This window comes from Neorhizobium sp. T7_12 (assembly GCF_002968535.1).
GTDB lineage: Bacteria > Pseudomonadota > Alphaproteobacteria > Rhizobiales > Rhizobiaceae > Neorhizobium > Neorhizobium tomejilense.
This window is the reverse complement of record NZ_PVBK01000011.1, coordinates 105,908-125,593: the sequence shown is the minus strand read 5'-3', so window position 1 is coordinate 125,593 and position 19,686 is coordinate 105,908. Positions and strand designations below refer to the sequence as shown.

General features: G+C 60.1%; 15 protein-coding genes. 12 read left to right on the top strand and 3 right to left on the bottom strand.

Annotated elements, in window-relative coordinates; all coding sequences use genetic code 11:
- Positions 1-62 precede the first annotated feature (62 nt).
- The 7 genes from C5J26_RS32840 (at position 63) to C5J26_RS21845 (ending at position 8,037) form a co-directional block, all read left to right on the top strand.
- Positions 63-530, top strand: coding sequence for a DUF6152 family protein (locus tag C5J26_RS32840; protein ID WP_172724463.1), 468 nt, complete (start codon positions 63-65; stop codon positions 528-530).
- Positions 524-994, top strand: coding sequence for a hypothetical protein (locus C5J26_RS21870; RefSeq protein WP_105403690.1), 471 nt, complete (start codon positions 524-526; stop codon positions 992-994). The genes C5J26_RS32840 and C5J26_RS21870 overlap by 7 nt, the downstream gene beginning before the upstream one ends.
- 12 nt (positions 995-1,006) lie before the next feature.
- Entirely contained in the window at positions 1,007-1,912 is a 906-nt protein-coding gene (locus C5J26_RS21865) for an SDR family oxidoreductase (RefSeq protein ID WP_105403689.1), read from the top strand.
- A 156-nt stretch (positions 1,913-2,068) separates the two neighbouring features.
- Positions 2,069-2,710, top strand: coding sequence for a (2Fe-2S)-binding protein (locus tag C5J26_RS21860; RefSeq protein ID WP_245437535.1), 642 nt, complete (start codon positions 2,069-2,071; stop codon positions 2,708-2,710).
- Between the two features lie 2 nt (positions 2,711-2,712).
- Positions 2,713-3,717 (top strand): xanthine dehydrogenase family protein subunit M, encoded by a 1,005-nt coding sequence (locus tag C5J26_RS21855; RefSeq protein ID WP_105403688.1) that lies wholly within the window; start codon positions 2,713-2,715, stop codon positions 3,715-3,717.
- Positions 3,714-5,870: a xanthine dehydrogenase family protein molybdopterin-binding subunit gene (locus C5J26_RS21850; RefSeq protein ID WP_105403687.1), complete on the top strand. Its 2,157-nt coding sequence runs from the start codon at positions 3,714-3,716 to the stop codon at positions 5,868-5,870. Before C5J26_RS21855 ends, C5J26_RS21850 begins: the two co-directional genes overlap by 4 nt.
- A 10-nt stretch (positions 5,871-5,880) precedes the next feature.
- Positions 5,881-8,037: a xanthine dehydrogenase family protein molybdopterin-binding subunit gene (locus C5J26_RS21845; RefSeq protein ID WP_105403686.1), complete on the top strand. Its 2,157-nt coding sequence runs from the start codon at positions 5,881-5,883 to the stop codon at positions 8,035-8,037.
- Between the two features lie 489 nt (positions 8,038-8,526).
- On the opposite strand, the gene C5J26_RS21840 is transcribed toward C5J26_RS21845, so the two are convergent.
- On the bottom strand, positions 8,527-8,799 hold the full coding sequence (locus tag C5J26_RS21840) for a hypothetical protein (RefSeq protein ID WP_105403685.1): 273 nt from the start codon (positions 8,797-8,799) through the stop codon (positions 8,527-8,529).
- A gap of 281 nt (positions 8,800-9,080) precedes the next feature.
- Here C5J26_RS21840 and C5J26_RS21835 point away from each other — a divergent pair, with 281 nt between their 5' ends.
- On the top strand, positions 9,081-10,334 hold the full coding sequence (locus C5J26_RS21835) for an efflux RND transporter periplasmic adaptor subunit (RefSeq protein WP_105403757.1): 1,254 nt from the start codon (positions 9,081-9,083) through the stop codon (positions 10,332-10,334).
- A gap of 11 nt (positions 10,335-10,345) precedes the next feature.
- Positions 10,346-13,492, top strand: a complete 3,147-nt coding sequence (locus C5J26_RS21830; RefSeq protein ID WP_105403684.1) for an efflux RND transporter permease subunit — start codon at positions 10,346-10,348, stop codon at positions 13,490-13,492.
- Between the two features lie 989 nt (positions 13,493-14,481).
- Here the strand turns inward: C5J26_RS21830 and C5J26_RS21825 are convergent.
- On the bottom strand, positions 14,482-15,333 hold the full coding sequence (locus C5J26_RS21825; protein ID WP_105403683.1) for an SDR family oxidoreductase: 852 nt from the start codon (positions 15,331-15,333) through the stop codon (positions 14,482-14,484).
- Between the two features lie 403 nt (positions 15,334-15,736).
- Between C5J26_RS21825 and C5J26_RS21820 the strand changes: the two genes are divergently transcribed.
- Positions 15,737-16,663, top strand: coding sequence for an AraC family transcriptional regulator (locus tag C5J26_RS21820; protein WP_205412860.1), 927 nt, complete (start codon positions 15,737-15,739; stop codon positions 16,661-16,663).
- 348 nt (positions 16,664-17,011) lie between these two features.
- Here the strand turns inward: C5J26_RS21820 and C5J26_RS21815 are convergent, their stop codons facing one another.
- Positions 17,012-17,971 carry a LysR family transcriptional regulator gene (locus C5J26_RS21815; RefSeq protein WP_172724464.1) on the bottom strand — a complete coding sequence of 320 codons (960 nt, stop codon included), beginning with the start codon at positions 17,969-17,971 and terminating at the stop codon, positions 17,012-17,014.
- Positions 17,972-18,103: 132 nt separating this feature from the next.
- Here C5J26_RS21815 and C5J26_RS21810 point away from each other — a divergent pair, with 132 nt between their 5' ends.
- Positions 18,104-19,063 (top strand): MBL fold metallo-hydrolase, encoded by a 960-nt coding sequence (locus tag C5J26_RS21810; RefSeq protein WP_105403755.1) that lies wholly within the window; start codon positions 18,104-18,106, stop codon positions 19,061-19,063.
- Positions 19,064-19,088: 25 nt separating this feature from the next.
- Entirely contained in the window at positions 19,089-19,673 is a 585-nt protein-coding gene (locus C5J26_RS21805) for an intradiol ring-cleavage dioxygenase (RefSeq protein ID WP_105403681.1), read from the top strand.
- Positions 19,674-19,686: the final 13 nt, after the last annotated feature.

The following is a 19,686-nucleotide window of genomic DNA, read 5'->3' as shown; positions in this document are numbered from 1 at the left end:
GCATCAAGCCTCTACGTTTGCATCGACTGGTACAGAAACATCTGTTGCCGATGGAGCATAACATGTTTCCTATAACTCATTTCCGGCATTCTGCAGCGGTCATCCTTGCCTGCGGACTGGCAGGCAGTGCGCTTGCGCATCACGGCGTTACCGGCCGCTACGATGCCTCCAGGCCTATACTCATTTCCGGCATCGTCACGGCAACGACCTTCTCGCCGCCCCACCCCGTTCTTTCCGTCCGTGTCGAGCGAGCAAACGTTGCTGGCGGGCAGCTCGGCCGTCCGGACGAGTATTTCGGACCGGTATCAGCTCGTCCCGAGGACCTCGGAGAGGTCCGTGAGGTCGAACTTTCTCCGGTCCGCATGTTCTACGACCTCGAAGCTAAGGTAAAGCCCGGTGATCGCGTCACACTGGTTGCGCTTCGCAACTGTCTGCCCCCGCATCAGTTGCGCAGCACCTGGATACGGCTGAGGGACGGGGAGACGCTATCCTACTCCAGAGACTGGGCGCCGGGAGTGGACGGATGCTAGCCTTGATGTTTCAAGAGATCGAGGATCTTGGCGTTGTTCGGCTGATCGTTGCGGTGCCGTGGGTCTATCCTGTCGTTTCGGCCTTGCACATCATCGGCATCGGGACCCTGCTCGGCTCGATCATCGCGGTCGACCTGCGGCTGTTGCGGATTCTGGGACCGCAGTTCGATGAGGCCTTGTCGGCGCTGGTGAGGATGGCGCTCTGTGGCTTCGCTTTGGCAGCGACGACCGGGCTGTTGCTGCTATCGGTGCGGATTGCGAACTACGCTGAAAACCCCTTTTTTCTCATCAAAATGGTGATCGTTGCGGCAGCCGGCGGCAACGCGCTGCTTCTGCGGCAGGTGGGGCTGGGCGTTAATTTTGCGATCCTGGTTGCAAGGCCAGCGGCGCGCTTTTCTGGTGCCGTATCACTGTGTCTTTGGGTCAGCGCCGTCTTCGCCGGCCGCTGGATTGCCTTCAGTTAAAGGAAGATTGCTATGCGTATGTTGGTGACCGGTGCAGCAGGTTTTGTCGGCTCGGCCGTGGTGAAGGATCTTGTCGATGCCGGATATCGGGTGATCGGGCTGGTGCGCTCCGCCGCCGCGGCCGGAATGCTGGCGACACTCGGGGCGGAAGCCTATGCGGCCGATCTGCGCGAGCGAGACAGCCTGCGGGCGGCGCTGGCTCGGGCTGACGGCGTGATACATACCGCCTTCAATCACGACTTTTCGCAGTTCGGCGCGAACTGCGAAGCCGATCGCGATGTCATCGAATTCCTCGGCGGAGAACTTGCCGGCTCGGATCGGCCACTCGTCGTCACTTCGGCAATCGGCGTTTTACCTAAGCACGGGCTCGTTACCGAAGCCACGGACGCTGTTCCTCTGTCCGACACAGCCGCCAATCCGCGCGCTGCTTCGGAAATTGCCGCCGATGCCGTGGCGGCTTTGGGGGTGCGCGTCTCGATTGTCCGTCTGCCACCGAGTGTTCATGGCGAAGGGGATCGTGCGTTCGTGCCAACTCTGATCGATATCGCACGGGCAAAGGGCTTTTCGGCCTATGTCGGCAACGGCGAGAACCGGTGGCCCGCCGTCCATCGCCGCGACGCGGCCCGGCTCTATCGATTGGCGGCCGAGAGGGCGTCGACCCATGCACGCTACCACGCAGTTGCCGAGGAAGGCATCCCCATGCGGAACATCGCGACTGCAATCGGCATCGGTCTGGACCTTCCGGTCGCACCGATCGACGCAGATGCCGCGCTTAACCATTTCGGCTGGTTCAATCACTTCGCCGCGATGGACATCCGTGCATCCGGTGCCGAGACGCGCCGCAATCTGGGCTGGTCGCCAAGCGGCTCCACGCTTTTGGAAGATCTCGCTGGAGGAATTTATTTTGGCGGAAGTTAACCCGCTCCGATCGGTGGTGGCAAATCAGATAGCGCCATCGGGTGGATTCAGGCGGTTGTCCTACAGGCTTCCTATCCCAACGCCACCTGCTCGGAGGAAAGAACCCTCCCTGCAATGCAGGTTCTGCCGCAACACTACCAATCGAGAGGAGCAACAATGTGCAATGATCCTGACGTCGCCCCGGAGATCCCGGACAACCAACTCCTCGTATCACGGCGGGATGCAATGATCGCAGGCGTCGCGGTTGTCGCCGCCAGCCATTTCGCAGACTCCGCCCGCGCTCAAAGCGGGCTTCGCCAAGCTGCTTTGCCGGTCTCCGCGGATCAGGCGCTCATAATTCGCACGTCGATCAACGGTCAAGCGGTGGAGCTTACGGTTGATGCGAGGACCTCGCTTCTCGACTTGCTGCGCGAACGGCTTGCCCTGACGGGGGCAAAGAAGGGCTGCGACCACGGGCAGTGCGGCGCGTGCACTGTTCACATAAACGGCCGCCGTGTCGCCTCCTGCTTGACGCTGGCAGCCAAAGTCGATGGCCGGGAAGTGCTCACAATCGAGGGCCTTGCCGAAGGCGACACGCTACACCCGATGCAGCAGGCGTTCATCGATCACGATGCGCTTCAATGCGGCTACTGCACGCCTGGTCAGATCATGGCTGCAGTGGCGTGCGTCGCCGAGGGCAACGCTACGTCACGCGAACGAATCCGAGAATATATGAGCGGCAACATTTGTCGCTGCGGAGCCTATGTCGGCATCGTCGCGGCCATTGAAGATGCTGCTGCCAAGATGGGGAGGGGTTGAAAATGCGCCCATTCACTTACATCCGTCCGGCCACACCTCAAGAAGCAGTCGGTGCTTTCGCGGAAGCCGGCGAAGGCGCACGCTTCATTGCTGGCGGCACCACGCTTTATGATCTCATGAAGCTTACGATCGAGCGGCCGGCCCATCTGATTGACGTGACCGCTGTCCGGGGCTTGGATCGGATCGAAACGGACGGCGATAGGCTTCGCTTTGGGGCGAACGCGGCGATGAGTGCCGTCGCAGGCGACCCAACAGTCGGGCGCGACTATCCGGTGCTGTCGGAGGCTCTGTGGAAGGCGGCCTCCCAGCAGCTTCGCAACATGGCGACCATCGGCGGCAATCTCCTCCAGCGGACGCGCTGCATGTACTTCCGAAACGGTGGGGGTGGGATTTATCCCTGCAACAAGCGCGAACCGGGCAGTGGCTGTGCAGCTATCGGCGGGCTCGATCGCGGTCAGGCGGTTCTCGGAACCAGCGAGGCCTGCACCGCCGTATCGCCGGGGGACTGGCCGGTGGCGCTTGTCGCGATGAACGCCTCCATCGAGGTTTTCGGACCGACTGGTTCACGTTCCCTGCCTGTCGGCGATCTCTATCGATTGCCGGGCGACACGCCGCATCTTGAATTTAGCCTCGGACCCGGCGAGATGATCACTGCAATCACGGTGCCGAAGACGGCGGCAGGCCGCCTGTCGACCTACCATAAGATCAGGGATCGGGAATCCTACGCCTTCGCGCTCACTTCTGCTGCGGTAGCGCTGGAGATGAGCGGTGATCGGGTGGAGGGGGCGCGGATCGCGCTTGGCGGCGTGGCCACGCGGCCGTGGCGCGCATCCGAGGCCGAAGAGGTTCTGGTCGGCAATCTCCTCACACCGGAACTCGCGCTCGCTGCCGGCCAAGCCGCCTTCCGCGATGCGCGACCCGGGCGGCATAACAGCTTCAAGACAGATCTCGGCGCCCGCACCATCGCTGATGCCCTTATCATAGCCGCCGGAAGAGGTCGCACGTGAATACCACCGCTTTTCCCAATCGTGCCCGCGTCGATGCTCTTGCCAAAGTGCGGGGAGAGGCAAGATTTGCGGCCGATTTGGTGCTTCCCCGAACGCTTTACGCGATGACTGTCCCGGCCACCATCGCCAAAGGCAGCTTATCCTCGCTGCCCGTTGAAGCGGCGCTCCGCGTGCCGGGCGTCGTCCGTGTCCTAACCCCTGGAGATTTTCCCGCACCTCCGCCGTACAGCGAAGATGGCCCCCCGCCGCCGCCGCCGACTCTGGAAGCAACCATCGCCTACCGCGGCCAGCCGGTCGCATTGGTCATCGCTGAAACGCTGGAAGCTGCGATTGAAGGCGCCGAGGCAATCCGTCCGACCTACGTCGCGGAGGTGTTTGCCTGCGTGATGGAAAGCGCCGGCGCGCAGCGCCAGCCAGCCGACGAAGTCGCATTCGGAGACGCTCCAGCAGCCCTTTCCGGTGCGGCGGCGACGGTAGAGTCGACCTACGATTCTCCCACGCAGCATCACAACCCTCTTGAGCTCATCGCCACGGTCGCAGTCTGGGAAGATGGCGCGTTGTTGATCCATGAATCGACCCAGGCCAGTTCACTCGTCAAAGGCGCCGTCGCCGGGGCATTGCGGCTGGATCCAGCCCGCGTTCATGTACGCGGGGCAACGATGGGCGGTAGTTTTGGGCAAAAGGCCGTGCAGCGCCAGACAGCGCTTGTTGCCCGTGCCGCGATTCTGACCGGCCGGCCGGTCAAACTCGTGCAGCCGCGAGCCCAGATTTTTCATACCGCCACCTACCGGGCTCGTACACGGCATCAGATCCGCATAGGGGCGGACGCGGACGGAACGATCGTCGGTGTGCAGCATCACGTCGAACAGGAGCAGTCGCCAAAAGGATATTTCGCTGTCACCGAATATCACCGGGACGTAATCCGGATGTATGGCATTCGAAATTATCTTGGGACCGGCGCCGATATCCGGCTTGATCGCCAGGATTCAGGCTACATGCGCGGCACGCATCCCCAGCCTGCATTCTTCGCGTTCGAAAGTGCAATCGACGAACTTGCCCATAAGACGAACCGCGATCCGGTCGAATTTCGGTTGGCGAATGACACAAGCACTGATCCGCAGAATGGCCATCCCCTGTCCTCGAGGTTCTTAAACGAATGCCTGAGGGAAGGTGCGCGGCGCTTCGGGTGGTCGCGGCGCTCGCCGGTGCCGGGGTCGATGACCGCCCCTGACGGCAGCCTGGTCGGATGGGGCATGGCCTGCGGTATCTACCAGTCGGCGACGACACCGGCGATCGCGACGCTCAGGATCGACGCGCGCGGCCATACCCGCTTTGCCATCTCCGGTCACGAAATGGGCCAGGGCATGCGGACGGCCATCGCGTCGGTGCTGCTTCAGGACCTGGATATTGACCCCGAAAGGCTGGAAATCGCTCTCGGTGACACAAGGGCAGCACCGCAGCACATGACCGCCGGATCCTGGGGCACCAATAGCGTCGTGCCGGCGGCCATGCAGGCGGCGCAGCGGATGCGGGCTGCCGTTGCGGACCTGCTGGACGGCCGGCAGCTCTCGGGAAACCTTCACCGGAAGCTCGCAAGCATCCGCCGTCCCTTTCTGCAGGTTGAGGTGACGACCGTGGGGCCGGGACAGGATCAGGCCGCGCTGGAGACTTTGCGTCAAGGCGGCTTCGCCGTTGCCGAGGCCGTGTATCCGGAATTCTCGACCTTCAGCTACAGCGCCCATTTTCTGGAGGTGCGCATCGAGCCGCGCACCCGGCGCATTCGGGTGCCGCGGGTGGTGAGCATCGCCGACTGCGGCTGCGTGATAAGCCCGCGTACTGCTCATAGCCAGGTGTACGGTGGGGTAATCTGGGGCCTGAGCCATGCCCTGCGCGAAGCGACTGAGATCGACCCGCGCTACGGCGGCTACCTCAATGAAGACCTGGCCGATTATGTGGTGCCCGTGAATGCCGACATCGGCGAGATCGAGATCGGCCTGATCGATCAGCCGGACCCCCTCGCAAATCCTGCCGGGGTCAAGGGACTGGGCCAGGTCTCAATGGTGGGCATTTCAGCGGCCGTCGCCAACGCCGTCTTCCATGCGACGGGCAGACGGATACGCGAGTTGCCCATCCGCATCGAACATCTGCTTTAAGGAGGACCTCATGACCACCACACCATTCAAGGACCGGCCGAGAATTGACGCTTTTGACAAGGTTCGGGGCGTAACGGCCTATGCCGCCGACATTCCCGTGCCGGGAATGCTGTACGCAATGCTCGTACCATCGGTGGTGGCCAAGGGCCGTATCGCGACCCTCCAGGTCGAAGATGCCATCAACGTGCCGGGCGTGGTGCGTATACTGACGCCAGACGATTTTCCGCCGCCACCCGAGGCGGTGCGCTTCCCCAACGCCGACGCCCCGCCGACCCTTCATCGAGACATCGCGTTCCGTGGCCAGCCGATCGCGCTGGTCGTCGCCGAGACGTTGGAGGCGGCGACCGAGGGAGCTGAGCACGTCGCGGCGACATTCGAGACACAGCCGTTCGCGGCCACCAAGCGCAGCGCGCTCGCAGTCCGGGAGGAGGCGCGACCAACTGCTTTCGGCGATGCTGGAGCCGCTCTGGCGCAAGCTACCATGACGGTGGATGTCGAATATGAATCGCCAGCCCAGCATCACAATCCGATCGAGCTGATTTCCACGACCGCTGTCTGGGCGGATGGCCGGCTGACCATCTATGAAGGGACCCAGTTCGCCAGTGGGATCAAGGAGGTTGTTGCGCGGATCCTACGGATCGACCCGGGCATTGTCGACGTCAAGAGCCCGTCGGTCGGCGGTGCATTCGGTCAAAAGGGCTGGGTACAGCAGCAAACGGCCATCATCGCCCGGGCCGCTATGTTGCTCGGACGGCCGGTCAAGCTAGTCACCCCGCGGGGCCAGATATTTCACCTTGCCAAGTTCCGGCCGAACAGCACGCACCACATCAAGCTTGGAGCCGATGCTGCGGGAAAAATGACGGGCGTACATTATGTAGCCGATCAGCAGCAGTCCCGCCGAGGCACCTTTCCGCCCGATTATCATGCTGGCCCCACACGCTTGTACGGCATTCGAAACTATTATGGTGGCGGCTTGGACTACAGGATCGACACCCAACCTCCTGGGCATATGCGCGCACCACACGAGCATCCGGCTTGCTTCGCCTTTGAATGCGCGGTTGACGAATTGGCGTATAGCCTTGGCGCGGACCCGGTCGATTTCCGCATCGCCAACGATACCCGCGTCGATCCCCAGAACGGCCGGCCATTGTCGTCCCGTCATCTCAATGAATGCCTCAGCCGCGGCGCCCAGCGCTTTGGCTGGTCGAAACGCACGCCCAAGCCCGGATCCATGCGGGCCGCGGATGGCTCGCTGGTCGGGTGGGGTGTTGCGAGCGGCATCTATCCCGCCCTGGTCACCGCGACCGTGGCGACGCTCCGCATCAGTGCGGACGGCACGACGCGTTTCACGACAACGCACCACGAATTTGGCCAGGGTATCAAAACGGCGATTGGCGGCGTACTGCTCGACGGTCTGGAGATTGACGCGGCAAAGCTCGACATTGTCCTTGGCGACACAACCGCGGCTCCCCAACAGATCACCGCCGGGTCCTGGGGAACATTCAGCGTGGTGCCGACTGCAGCACTCGCTGTCGAGCGGATGCGCGCAGCGATATCCGAACTGCTCGCAGGCAGGCAGGTTTCCGGAACCATTCATCAGCAGCTCGCCGCCATACGCCGCCCGTTTTTAACTGTCGAGGTTTCGCTGCTCGGACCCGGTCAGGATGCCGCAGCATTGGAACGGTTGCGCAGGGGGCAATATGCCATTGCCGGCCCGACTTTTCCCGATTTTACCGCAATGAGCTACATTGCCCATTTTGTTGAGGTCCAGGTCGAGCCAATCACCCGGCGCATCAGGATGCCGCGCGTGGTAAGTGTCGCCGATTGCGGACGTGTGGTCAGCCCGCGCACGGCGGTCAGTCAGGTGCGTGGGGGCGTCGTGTGGGCCTTCGGGGCAGCACTTCGTGAGGCAACCGAAGTCGATCCGCGCTTCGGCGGCTTCCTTAACAATGATCTCGCCGACTACGTGGTGCCGGTGAACGCCGATATTGGGGAGATCGACGTCGACTTCATCGATGAACCCGACCCCGTAGCAAATAGCGTAGGTGTTAAGGGACTGGGCGAGGTGGCAATGGTCGGCGCATCGGCAGCTATCGTGAATGCAATCTTTCATGCAACCGGCAAGCGGCTGCGGGAATTGCCGGTTCGGATCGAGCATCTTCTGTGACCCAGTTTCCGATTCGATAGCGGTTGTGATAAAGTGTGGCCTCGGCACCAAACGTGAAGCGGGCAGGAGCTGTCATATTTCTTTTAGGTCGTGTCGAAAGGGGCCGGGTCAGCCACCTATGCGGAAAGCCGCCATCCAACTTCAGCAATCGCCTCCCTCCAGAAGCAACGTAATCTGCTGGCTTCGATGCCTTCAGTCTCAGGGCATGATCGCTGTTCCGGTGTCTGTCGTGCAACGCCAATGCCCTTTGACGGGCCTTCGAGCGCATATTTAGGCGAGGGCCGGCATATCGCGCTGAGGAAGTTGTTCAACCGCCCCAGGCTGCGACGGGGATCGGCCCTACCCATGAACTTCCGAGACGGTAATTCAGCGGAACTGATAACTTGGGTTCCCGCTCATCCGCCTGAATTCTGTTCAGGCCGGAGAGGGGCCGCCGCGGCAATATTTGCGACCTTGCCGCGGACGGTGCCTTGAATGAACTGCGAGCTGTTAGTTCGGACGGTTGGCGCCCTCATAATAGTCGCCGCTGTCGAACGGGCGACGATCATCGCGGGTGGTCTCGCCAAACACCGACTGGCCGGTCTGGTTCGGATAGCCGAAGGTCCTGGTGCTGTCGGCCCGCAGAGGATTGGCAGAACGCGGCGACGCGCCGCCGCTCTTGGAGGCGCCTTCATAATAGTCACCCTCGGCAAGTGCCGGGACGGCGAACGTGGCCGAAGCCAGCAGAGCAGCGATAGCGGTGGATAGGAAGATCTTGGTCATGAGTTTCTCCTTCAGTTTCGATAGCGTCTCCTGGACGCATCCCAAACATAGAAGGCGTTTGTCGCACGCGTGTGCCGCAAAACAGGGAAATTGTCGGAAACTGCCGCATCGCAACATTATCGATGCGGTTCGGGCTTCCTTCGTGATGGCTCGATCACACATTGATACATTTACGGGGATTTCCGGCACATCAGCGCGACATCTCCCCGTTACCCTTCCCTGACTGCCCATGAGAGCAACGCTCGCGTCGGGCTTCCCGCCCCTAATACATGGTGTCTCGAATGATCCGACGTTACCGAACAATCCCACTTTTGATACTTGTTCTATGGGGGGCCTTCGGCCTTCAAGGTTGCAACGCCGAAGTCGCGGCCCAGCAGCAGGCCAAGGGTCAAGCTCCGGAAGTAAGCGTTCAGAAACTGCAGCAGAGGGCGGTCACGCTCAAGCGTGAATTACCGGGAAGAACAAATGCCCATCTGATCTCTGAGGTCAGACCTCGAGTGACAGGCACGATCCGCGAGCGAGTTTTCGAGGAAGGCGGTTTCGTCAATGCCGGAGATGTCCTGTACCAACTCGATCCAACTCCCTTTGAGGCCGCCTATCGAAACGCGCAGGCTGCCCTGCAACGGGCTGAGAGCGCCGTGCCGAGCGCTCGGGCCAGGTTTGATCGCTACCAGAGGCTGAGCGTAAATGATGCGGTCAGCCAGCAGGAGCTTGACGAGGCGCGCACTCAATTGCTCCAATCCGAGGCGGACGTTGCAGCGGCAACAGCAGCGCTGGAAACGGCCCGCATCGAGCTTGGCTATACCACGATCGTAGCGCCGATTGATGGGCGCGTGGACGCTTCGACCGTTACTCAAGGCGCGCTTGTCACACAGGACCAAGCGACCCCTTTAACTGTTATTCGCCGACACGATATCATCAACGTCGATCTTGTGAGGTCGAGTGCTAGCCTTCTCGCGTTGAATAGAGCGCGATCATCAAATGACATCAGATCAAACGGTGAATTTGTACCGGTCGAGCTCAAGCTCGAGGACGGCGCGCGATATCCGCATCCTGGCAAATTGCAGTTTTCTGGATCAGCAGTGTCGCAATCAACCGGCATGGTTTCGCTGCGCGCCGTCTTTCCCAATCCGGAAGGAATCCTGATGCCGGGTATGTATGTGCGTGCACTGGTTGAAGAGGGCTTTGTCGAAAACGGTTTCCTCGTGCCACAACGCGCTGTCTCCCGTAATCCCCGCGGACAAGCAACCGCCAGATTCGTAACCGACGGGATGAAGATTGAGGAGCGTATTCTGAGCGTTGATCGCACTGTCGGGAACAACTGGCTTGTCACTGATGGTGTGGCCGAGGGTGATCGTGTTGTTGTGGAGGGATTTCAACGAGCGGCAGTGGGACAACAGGTTCGGATAAAGGCTGTAGTCGTCGAAGATGACACGGGCGAGGTGCGAAACGTTTCGGAAGCACCCGCATCGCCGCGCGAGCCAATGCGTGACGCCCGCGCTCCAGCAAGCTCGCCGTCCTCGGCTGTTCAGTAGGAGATACCTCTATGTCCCGCTTCTTCATCGAACGGCCTATCTTTGCATTCGTCCTTGCCATGGCAATCATGATGGCGGGGGCTCTGTCGATCCCGACGTTATCGATATCCCAATATCCGCAGATCGCGCCGACGGCTGTTCGAATTACCGCAAACTATCCCGGAGCTGACGCTAAGACGGTTGAGGATTCGGTTACAAAGGTAATCGAACAAGGCATGACCGGGATCGACAGCGTCGACTACATCTCGTCGAGCTCCGCGGCGACCGGAGAGGTTTCGATCACGCTGACATTTACCAGCGAGGCCGATCCCGACGTTGCGCAAATGCAGGTGCAAAACAATCTTCAGCTCGTTGAGGCGCGGTTGCCGCAGGCGGTCCTGGATAGCGGATTGACTGTCTCGAAATCGACCGCAAGCTTTTTCCTGATTGCAGCTTTCGCGTCTTCGGACGGAAGTTTAAACGGGAACGATATCGCCGACTTCATTGATACTTCCCTTATGGACACGTTGCGACGTGTACCAGGCGTTGGTGAGGCACGGCTTCTAGGCTCGGATCGTTACGCAATGCGCATCTGGCTTGACCCCGACAAGTTGGCTCAGCACAGGTTGATGGTGAGCGACGTGACGCAGGCGGTGCGCGCACAAAATACTCAGGTCTCCGCGGGGCAACTGGGAGCCCTACCGCAAAGACGTGGCCAGCAACTCAACGCGACGGTGACGGCCGGTAGCCGTCTGCAAACCGTAGAGCAGTTCGAGGCGATCATCCTGGATAGCGCTGCTGACGGTTCCGTGATCCGCCTGAACGATGTTGCGACGGTTGAGCTGGGAGCCGAGAGCTACACCAATTCAAGCACGTACAGCGGCATGCCTGCTGCAGGGATCGGTTTCAGACTCACGTCCGGGGCGAACGCGTTGGAGACGGCCGAAGGAATACGTGCCGAGATCGAGCGGCAACGTGTGATTTTCCCGGTGAACGTCGATGTACATTACCCATTCGACACATCGCCATTCGTGCGATTGTCAATCGAAGGTGTGGTGGTCACCCTTATCGAAGCCGTCGTGCTCGTCTTCGTTGTCATGTACATGTTCCTGCAGAATATCCGAGCCACCATCGTTCCCACGCTTGCCATTCCAGTCGTGCTGCTGGGGACATTCGCCGTCTTGGGGCTATTCGGCTATTCCATCAACACCCTGACGATGTTCGGAATGGTGCTTGCGATCGGCCTGCTGGTGGATGACGCCATCGTCGTTGTCGAGAATGTTGAGCGCGTGATGGAGGAAGAGGATCTCGGCCCGCGCGAGGCAACAATCAAGTCGATGGGCGAGATCAGCAGCGCTCTCATAGGGATCACAACCGTTCTTGCCGCGGTGTTTATTCCGATGGCGTTCTTCTCGGGCTCCGTCGGCATCATCTACCGGCAGTTTTCAGTGACGATTGTCACGGCAATGGTCCTTTCTGTTCTTGTCGCGCTGGTGCTGACACCAGCTCTTTGCTCCTCGCTGCTCAGCAAACCAAAGCATGGAGTGGCGAAGGCTTTGCCTTTTCGATTGTTCAATGCAGGATTTGCTGGCTTCACCAGTGTCTATCAACGTGCCACCGCAGCCCTGCTTCGCCGCATTGTTACTGGCCTCGTCATGTTTATCGCCGTCGCGGCTGGCGTTGGCGTTCTGGTCGCGAGGCTGCCGTCCGCGTTTCTTCCGGAAGAGGATCAAGGACGCCTCGTGACCGCGGTTCAGCTGCCACCGGGCGCAACGGCTGACCGAACCCGGCGGGTTCTTGATCAGGTGATCGAACACTACTTAACGAATGAACGTGATTACGTTGACGGGATATTTGGTTCGGTGGGTTTCAGTTTTGGCGGGCAAGGCCAGAACGTCGCAACCGTATTCGTGGCCCTTAAGGATTTTGAGCAACGGCAGACCCCGGAATCCAGCGCGGCGGCGATTGCGCAACGGGCCATGGTCGCTTTTGCGAAGATATCCGATGGACGTGTGGTCGCGCTTGCTCCCCCTGCGATCCCAGGTTTCGGTAACAATAGCGGCTTTGATTTCTTTCTCCGCGACACTGGCAATGCCGGCCACGAAGCGCTCATGGCTGCTCGCAACCAACTGTTGGGTGCCGCCTCGCAAAATCCAGGACTGACGGGGACTCGTCCAAACGGGCAGGAGGATACTCCCCAATACTCCGTGTCCATTGATCGTGACCGGGCGAGCGCGTTGGGCATCCAACTCTCAGATATCGACACGACGCTGACTACGGCGTGGGGAGGCACGTACATCAACGATTTCCTGGACCGTGGCCGCGTGAAGCGCGTCTATGTGCAGTCCGACGCGGAATTTCGCATGCAGCCGGCGGATTTCGAGCGGTGGCATATCCGCAATAACCTAGGTGAAATGGTTCCCCTGTCGTCCTTCTCGACCGGACAATGGAGCTTTGGTTCGCCGAGGCTGGAGCGATATAATGGTGTCTCAGCGGTGCAGCTGCAGGGTTCTCCCTCTCCCGGAGTGAGCTCCGGTCAAGCGATGCAGGAAGTCGATCGCATGGTTGACGATCTGCCGGAGGGTTTTTCCCATCAGTGGACTGGCCTTTCAGCGGAGGAGCGGCTTGCAGGCAATCAGGCTCTTCAGCTTTACATCATCTCGGTGGTTGTCGTTTTCCTGGCACTCGCTGCGCTTTATGAGAGCTGGACAATTCCATTCTCCGTCATGCTCTCAGTTCCGGTGGGCATTTTAGGGGCACTGATAGCAGCGACGCAATTCGGCCAGCTGAACGACGTTTACTTCAAAGTCGGGCTACTTACGACGATCGGTCTTACAGCAAAAAACGCGATCCTGATCGTTGAATTTGCGACATCAGAGGAGTCGAAGGGGAGGAGTCTTCTGGAAGCGACAATCGAGGCTTCGCGTCAACGCCTCCGACCCATCCTTATGACCTCCTTCGCGTTCATCTTGGGGGTCTTGCCACTGGCAACCGCCTCAGGCGCCGGCGCTGGTAGTCAGAATGCGATTGGTATCGGGGTGATGGGTGGCATGATCTCCGCGACATTTCTCGGCATATTCTTCATCCCGATGTTGTACGTTTCAATGCGAACTCTGGCGAGCATCAGAACCTCGAGATCACCTCGCTCTCACTCGACCGCGGACGTGCCTGCGGAGTAGAGATCAAGCACGCGAACGGGTTCTTTCTGGCAGGGCCGTAATGTCGTAGATCGTGTCAACCGTGTAGACCGGCGATCAGGCTCGCGGGTCTCGCCAAGCTAGGTCGGCCACTTCCAGGAAAACTCGAGCAGCGACGCCGTCATCCTTATGTTGCACAGGGACGATTGAAATCGAGACGATATCAAACGGGCCGCATTTCGGACAGTTCACTCTGAAGAACGCGGGCACGCAGAGCTCCTCTCGATCTCGGCGTGTTCACAGGGCTTGTAGCCGAAGAGGCACGGGCCGCTAACGAGGCCAACAATTAGATCGGCGGTTCTGGAAGTAATGGGAGTCGGATTGTACCAACCAGCGGATAATTGCGCCCTCACGTAGAAACAGGCTGCTACCGAGAGCCACCCATTGGAAGTGATCCCCGCGGCCCGCGGCGATCTGATCATGGGAATTCGTTCCGTTTCGGACATCAACGATAGATGAATTATCAGGTGCCTGGCGAAACAAAGGGGTTTGTTTCAAGTCCTATCAAGATTGACAAGTTTCCAGGGCTGCGCGCTTAGGCCCCCGCAGGCGTATACCATATTAAGGATATAGATTGATTTATACGCCTCTATGCGCTCGGCGAGCCCGTACGGAAGGTCAAGACATTGGCCTTTACGGTAGCATCAGCATGAAGCACTCCGGGGTGAAACGGCAAGGCGACTTATGGAGCCATAGGCGTTGATCAAGGCCCGAATGCAGTCGCCGGTCGAAGCCCACAAGCTTCGTCTCTACTCGTTGCGACGGGATGGAGCCACCGAAGCTCGGTATCGGGAAACGGTCTTCGGTGGCTTTGGAGATCGCCAGCTGATGGGGGTATCCAGCGATCTCCTTTGCGGATCTTCGAGACCGGGTGCAGTGGCCCTCCGATCCGATTTTGATTGCATTCAGCTTGTGCCATCGGGGACGGCGCTTAGCGGCTTCGTTGGCACGGGCAAGCCGGTTGCTCTCCCTTAGCCTAGGCCGCCGTTCGCGAATAGATTTTGACCATCGATCCAGGCACCGTCCTGAGAGCAAAGAAGAGCGATAACGCCGGCGATGTCTTCCGGCAGTCCCAGGCGACCGAGCGGAGTCTGCTCGGGGATTCCTTGGAGTGCTTCTTCACCGTGCTGACGGAGGAGTTGCGTGTCGACTGCGCCGGGCGCTACAGAATTGACTGAGATGTTGCGGCCGGCCAGTTCCTTCGCGAGGACGCTGGAAAAGAGCATCTGGCTGCTTTTTGTGGCCGCATATGCGCCAGTTGCCGGGGGAGGCGTCTTTATGATGCTAGAACTGAGGCTGATGATCCGGCCCCCGTCACGCGTCCGTCGAGCCGCTTCGCGCAATACATTGAAGCTTCCCTTCACATTGGTGGCCATCATTCGATCGAACGCCGCGTCGGTCATTTGAGCAAAGGGGCCGACATTCATGATCCCGGCATTGTTGACCACCACATCGACGCCACCGAAAGCCTCGTCATTGGCGTCGAAAAGCGCCTTGACCGCTGCGGGATCTGCCACGTCCGCTTGGCGAACGATAGCGCGACCACCAGCCGCCTGAATATCGGCCACGACCTGAGCGGCCAGGTCGCGGTTGGTGAGGTAGTTCACGGTCACGGCATAGCCGTCGCGGGCCAGACGCTTCGCGGTGGCGGCGCCGATGCCTCTCGATGAGCCGGTAACGACCGCGGCCCGACCGGGGCCGGGCAGCGGGCCTGTGCCGACTGCGGACGTCTGGGCCGAAGCCACGCTCGTCAGCGCGAGAGCAGCAGGCGCAGCGGCCGCAAGGGCCATGAAAGTGCGGCGGGAGCTATCAGTATCGGACATTTCAAAAGTCTCCTTTCTTGAGGCTGTTTCAAGACTTGTTCGGTAAGGTTGCGCAGGCAGCACGGGGGCGCGCCGCGCCCGATATGTTCGGCGTGTGCGGCAATGCCGTTTGTGTTGGCGGAGGAAAGCAGCGGCGCTTCGGTCTGCGGTCAGCGGGCCAGTCGAGACTGGCCCCCTTCCCTAGACGCCCGGTAGTTTACCCGGTTGAACATCTATTGACCTGAAAACAGTTTCTGTCATGCTCGGCGAACTCCTCGCTTGTTTGGCACCTTCAGGCTAGATGGAGTGCACCGTGAACAGAATGCCAGAACTCTCAAGAAACTTGCCTATTGCCGCAAAGGGTGATCCCTTGCCGGATATGGATTGTGTGTTTCGTTGGCATCGCAGCCAACCGGAGGCTTGCGTGTCGTCATCGCTTCTTGCGGCGGTTATCGCCTACATCGAGGGTCAGGGTGGCGGTGAGGGCCTGTTTCCGACGCCGATCGACGGCTTCAACATCGTCCGTTCCTGTCAAGCAATGATGATGCCGATGCGGGCGATCTACAGGCCATCGCTGTGTGTCGTGATCCAGGGAGGAAAAGAGATCCTCTTTGGCGATGACATGCTGTCCTACGGCGGTATGGAGTGTCTTGTCGTAAGCGTGGAACTGCCGGCCAGCGGGCGGATCATCAAAGCCAGCCCCAGCTCGCCCTATATCGGCGTCACAATAGATCTGGACGTGACGGTGATGCGCGAGGTGGTTGAACAATTGGATGAGCCGCCTGTTCCACCTGACAGCCCCGGTCCCTGCATGTTCGTGAGCCAGGTCGATGTACATCTGGCGGATTGCATCCAGCGTCTTGTCAGGATGTCGGAGACGCCGAAAGCGATTCCGATCCTCTACCCCTCCATCATACGCGAGATCTTCTTCTGGCTTCTGAGCAGCCCGCATGGAGGCGAACTCTATAGGTTGGCGTTACCCGAATCGAATATTGAGCGGGTCGTGAAAGCCATCTCCATGCTGCACACGAACTTCGCCCAGACGCTGCATGTGGAGCATCTGGCCGAGGTCGCGCGAATGAGCCCGTCGTCGTTCCATCAGCACTTCAAGGCGCTCACCTCGATGACGCCGCTCCAGTTCCAAAAGCAGCTTCGCCTTCTCGAGGCAAGGCGACTGATGGTGGCTGAAGCTGCAAGCGTAGCAGAGGCTGCCTATCAGGTCGGCTACGATAGCGCTTCGCAGTTCAGCCGCGAATATGGCCGGATGTTTGGCGTTGCGCCGAAGCGTGATGCGATAAACCAACAGCGCCTGTATAGCGAATATGCCAGCCGCACAGTACGTTGCGCGTAAGGCGCGCGTCGGAGGAGGCGCTCCTTATAGTCTTTGATAAGAGCGGCCCTCTCGAAAAGAAATAGTGTTGTGACGCCGTGCAGAGATCCCTGTAAAGATAACGTCCCGTAGCTATGACTTAATGAAGCCTCTAAGTGTCCGAAGCGGCGAGGCGAGCGGTTGCCGGCCAGTTCGATGATGGCCCCAGATGTCAATCCTAAGCTACTTGATCTGCTGAAACGCCACGGCGCCAAAACTCGCTACTTCAGCTGTTTTCCCGACAGTGGCGAAGGTGGTAGATGCAGGCGGATGCGAACTCGCCCGCATCTACGGATTTATCGGCTTCTTCCGCCCGCCCGGCTTCTCTGACTACCATCTCTGGTTACGGACGTATTCGAGGAAAGCCCGCACGGCTGCGCTCGTATGCCGCCGGCTCGGATAATACAGATACCAACTCGGCAATTTCTTTTTCCAGTCGCTGAGCAGCTCGATAGATCTGCCTTGTTGGATATCGTCACGGACGTAATCTTCGAACAGGTGAGCAATTCCCGATCCCGCTAGCGCGGCTTGCCGTTCTTGTTGCGCTGAACTCAGCGTCAACCGACCGTTCGGCGCGATTTCCATCTCTTCGCCGTCTCTTTCAAAATTCCACATCGCCATGGTTCCGCCGGGGAAACGGCGACGAATGCAGTCGTGCTGCAGGAGATCGAGCGGCGAGTCAGGGCGACCGCGCCTGCGAAGATAATCGGGCGAGGCCACGATGGCATATTGAAGGGCGGGACCGAGGGGCATTGCGATCATGTCCTGGGCGAGTTGGTTCCCGAAGCGCACACCGGCGTCGAAACCCTGCTCCACGATATCGATGATCGCAGCATCGCTGACGATCTCGACATGGATGTCGGGATAAATTTCCATGAACTCGAAGGCCAGGGGGCAGAGAATATGGTCGGCGGCCGGACCTGGTGCATTGATCCGTACGGTGCCGGATGGGCGCTCGCGAAGCTGATTTAGATCGTCGATCGCTGTTCTGATGTCGTGAAGCGCCGGCCTTAGCCGTTCGAAAAGCTGCTCGCCTGCTTCCGTCGGCGCGACGCTGCGTGTCGTTCGATTCAGCAGGCGAATGCCCAGCGCTTCCTCGAGGACGCTGATCGATTGACTGATGGCGGATGACGAAACGCCCCTGCCGAGTGCAGCGGCTCTAAACCCGCCGCAGCGCACGACGTCCTCGAAGATCTCTAAGCTGTCTAGCCGTAGCGGTCGCATTGCTAAGTCCTGCTTAATAGGTTGATCCGTTTTCGTTAGCTTATCCGCACGCCCCAGCTGTGTCATCCTTGGAGAACATAAGCGAGGCGGCGATAATCGCGGCGCTTGCTGCCGACGCTCAAATCGAGCGGAACTGCCAGCAGATATATCAACGGGATCAAAACTATGAGCGAACTCACACTCAATCGCCGCAAGATCATGCTGACAGCCGCGACCGGCGCCTCGGCTTTCTTTTTGCCGACCGCTGCGGTCCTCTCGCAAATAGCACCTGACACACAACAGGCAAAACAACGCAATGCCGGCCATTACCGCTTTCGCGTCGGCGACATCTCAGCAACTGTGTTGAGCGACGGACTGATCGGCGGCCCTCCGCGCGTCTATGCCAGCAATGCGCCGGAAGCAGAATTGCAGGAGGTTCTGAAGCGCGCCTTCCTGCCGCTTGATCGCCTGACGCTGAACCTCAACACGCTGCTCATCGAGACGAACCGCCGCAGAATTCTGCTCGAAGCCGGAGCCGGGCAGACCATGGGACCACAAGGTGGCCGCATATTCGAGAACCTGGCGGCTATCGGCTTGCGGCCCGAGGACATCGACGTCGTAGTGGTCTCCCACACGCATCCGGATCATGTGGGCAACCTTCGAACCGCGGACGGCGGCAAGGCTTTCCCACGCGCGGCAATCTTTGCCCCACGGGCAGACTGGGACTTCTTCGTCCGCAACGATCCCGACCTTTCCTATATGCCGGTGCCCGAGGATTTCCGTCGCAATTTCGCAGCCGCCATTAAGCGGAGCGTCGAACCGGTCACCAACGGGATCGAGTTGTATGAAGCCGGCGCGGAGATCGTACCCGGGCTGACCACGCTTCCAGCATTCGGCCACACCCCCGGCATGGCAAACTTCCTTGTTCAATCGGGGGGCGATCAGCTCCTGCTGACCGCCGATCTCGCCTACCACCCGATCGTCAACGTCGATCGGCCATGGACGCCTGGGCCGGATCGCGACAAGGACACCGCACTTGCATCCCGCGGCCGCATCTTCGACATGGCGGCGGCAGACCGGCTTCTCGTTCTCGGCTTCCACTATCCATTCCCGGGTCTCGGTCGCATACTCAAGACCGACACGGCCTATGCCTGGGTCCCGGTCAATTGGCAGTTCTAATTCGGTGAGCAACGGGGGCCCCGCAATGACGACATCAAGGCGCGCACTTCTTTCGGGTTTTCTCGCCATGCCGCTCGTGCCGCTTTCCGGAGCGGTCGCTTTCGGACAGGAGGCGCCGTCGCTGCCGCTGACGCGCGCTTGCACCGATGGAGACGAACCGACGCCTGCCCGCGAGGCCGGCCCGTTCTTCAAGCCGAACTCACCTCTGAAACAGGATCTATATCTGGAGGCGCCCCGCGGCGACCGCATCACCGTGGCCGGCTACGTCCTCGATGATCGCTGTCGCCTCATGCCGCGTAGCCTCGTCGAGATCTGGCAGGCGGACGAAAACGGCGAGTACGATCGTTCGGGCTTCCGCCTGCGCGGGCATCAGTTCGCCGACGAGCAGGGACGCTGGTGGTTCAACACCGTGGTGCCGGCGTTGTATCCGGGACGCACGCGCCACTTTCATTTCCGGGTTCAGCGTCCGGGCGGAGTTGTCCTGACGACGCAGCTGTTTTTCCCAGGCGAGCCGGGCAATGCGCGCGACCGGATCTTCGACGAAACGCTGCTCATGACCATTAGCCCCGCAGGCGACGGTCAGTTCGCACGATTCGACTTTGTGGTCTGAACCACGGGTATGT

Bases quoted from the DNA above. Each gene is read 5' to 3' on its own strand.
- C5J26_RS21825 (WP_105403683.1), bottom strand. From the start codon at position 15,333: ATGTCCGATACTGATAGCTCCCGCCGCACTTTCATGGCCCTTGCGGCC.
- C5J26_RS21810 (WP_105403755.1), top strand. From the start codon at position 18,104: ATGCTGACAGCCGCGACCGGCGCCTCGGCTTTCTTTTTGCCGACCGCT.
- C5J26_RS21815 (WP_172724464.1), bottom strand. From the start codon at position 17,971: ATGACACAGCTGGGGCGTGCGGATAAGCTAACGAAAACGGATCAACCT.
- C5J26_RS21830 (WP_105403684.1), top strand. From the start codon at position 10,346: ATGTCCCGCTTCTTCATCGAACGGCCTATCTTTGCATTCGTCCTTGCC.
- C5J26_RS21805 (WP_105403681.1), top strand. From the start codon at position 19,089: ATGACGACATCAAGGCGCGCACTTCTTTCGGGTTTTCTCGCCATGCCG.
- C5J26_RS21860 (WP_245437535.1), top strand. From the start codon at position 2,069: ATGTGCAATGATCCTGACGTCGCCCCGGAGATCCCGGACAACCAACTC.
- C5J26_RS21870 (WP_105403690.1), top strand. From the start codon at position 524: ATGCTAGCCTTGATGTTTCAAGAGATCGAGGATCTTGGCGTTGTTCGG.
- C5J26_RS21855 (WP_105403688.1), top strand. From the start codon at position 2,713: ATGCGCCCATTCACTTACATCCGTCCGGCCACACCTCAAGAAGCAGTC.
- C5J26_RS21865 (WP_105403689.1), top strand. From the start codon at position 1,007: ATGCGTATGTTGGTGACCGGTGCAGCAGGTTTTGTCGGCTCGGCCGTG.
- C5J26_RS32840 (WP_172724463.1), top strand. From the start codon at position 63: ATGTTTCCTATAACTCATTTCCGGCATTCTGCAGCGGTCATCCTTGCC.
- C5J26_RS21845 (WP_105403686.1), top strand. From the start codon at position 5,881: ATGACCACCACACCATTCAAGGACCGGCCGAGAATTGACGCTTTTGAC.
- C5J26_RS21835 (WP_105403757.1), top strand. From the start codon at position 9,081: ATGATCCGACGTTACCGAACAATCCCACTTTTGATACTTGTTCTATGG.
- C5J26_RS21840 (WP_105403685.1), bottom strand. From the start codon at position 8,799: ATGACCAAGATCTTCCTATCCACCGCTATCGCTGCTCTGCTGGCTTCG.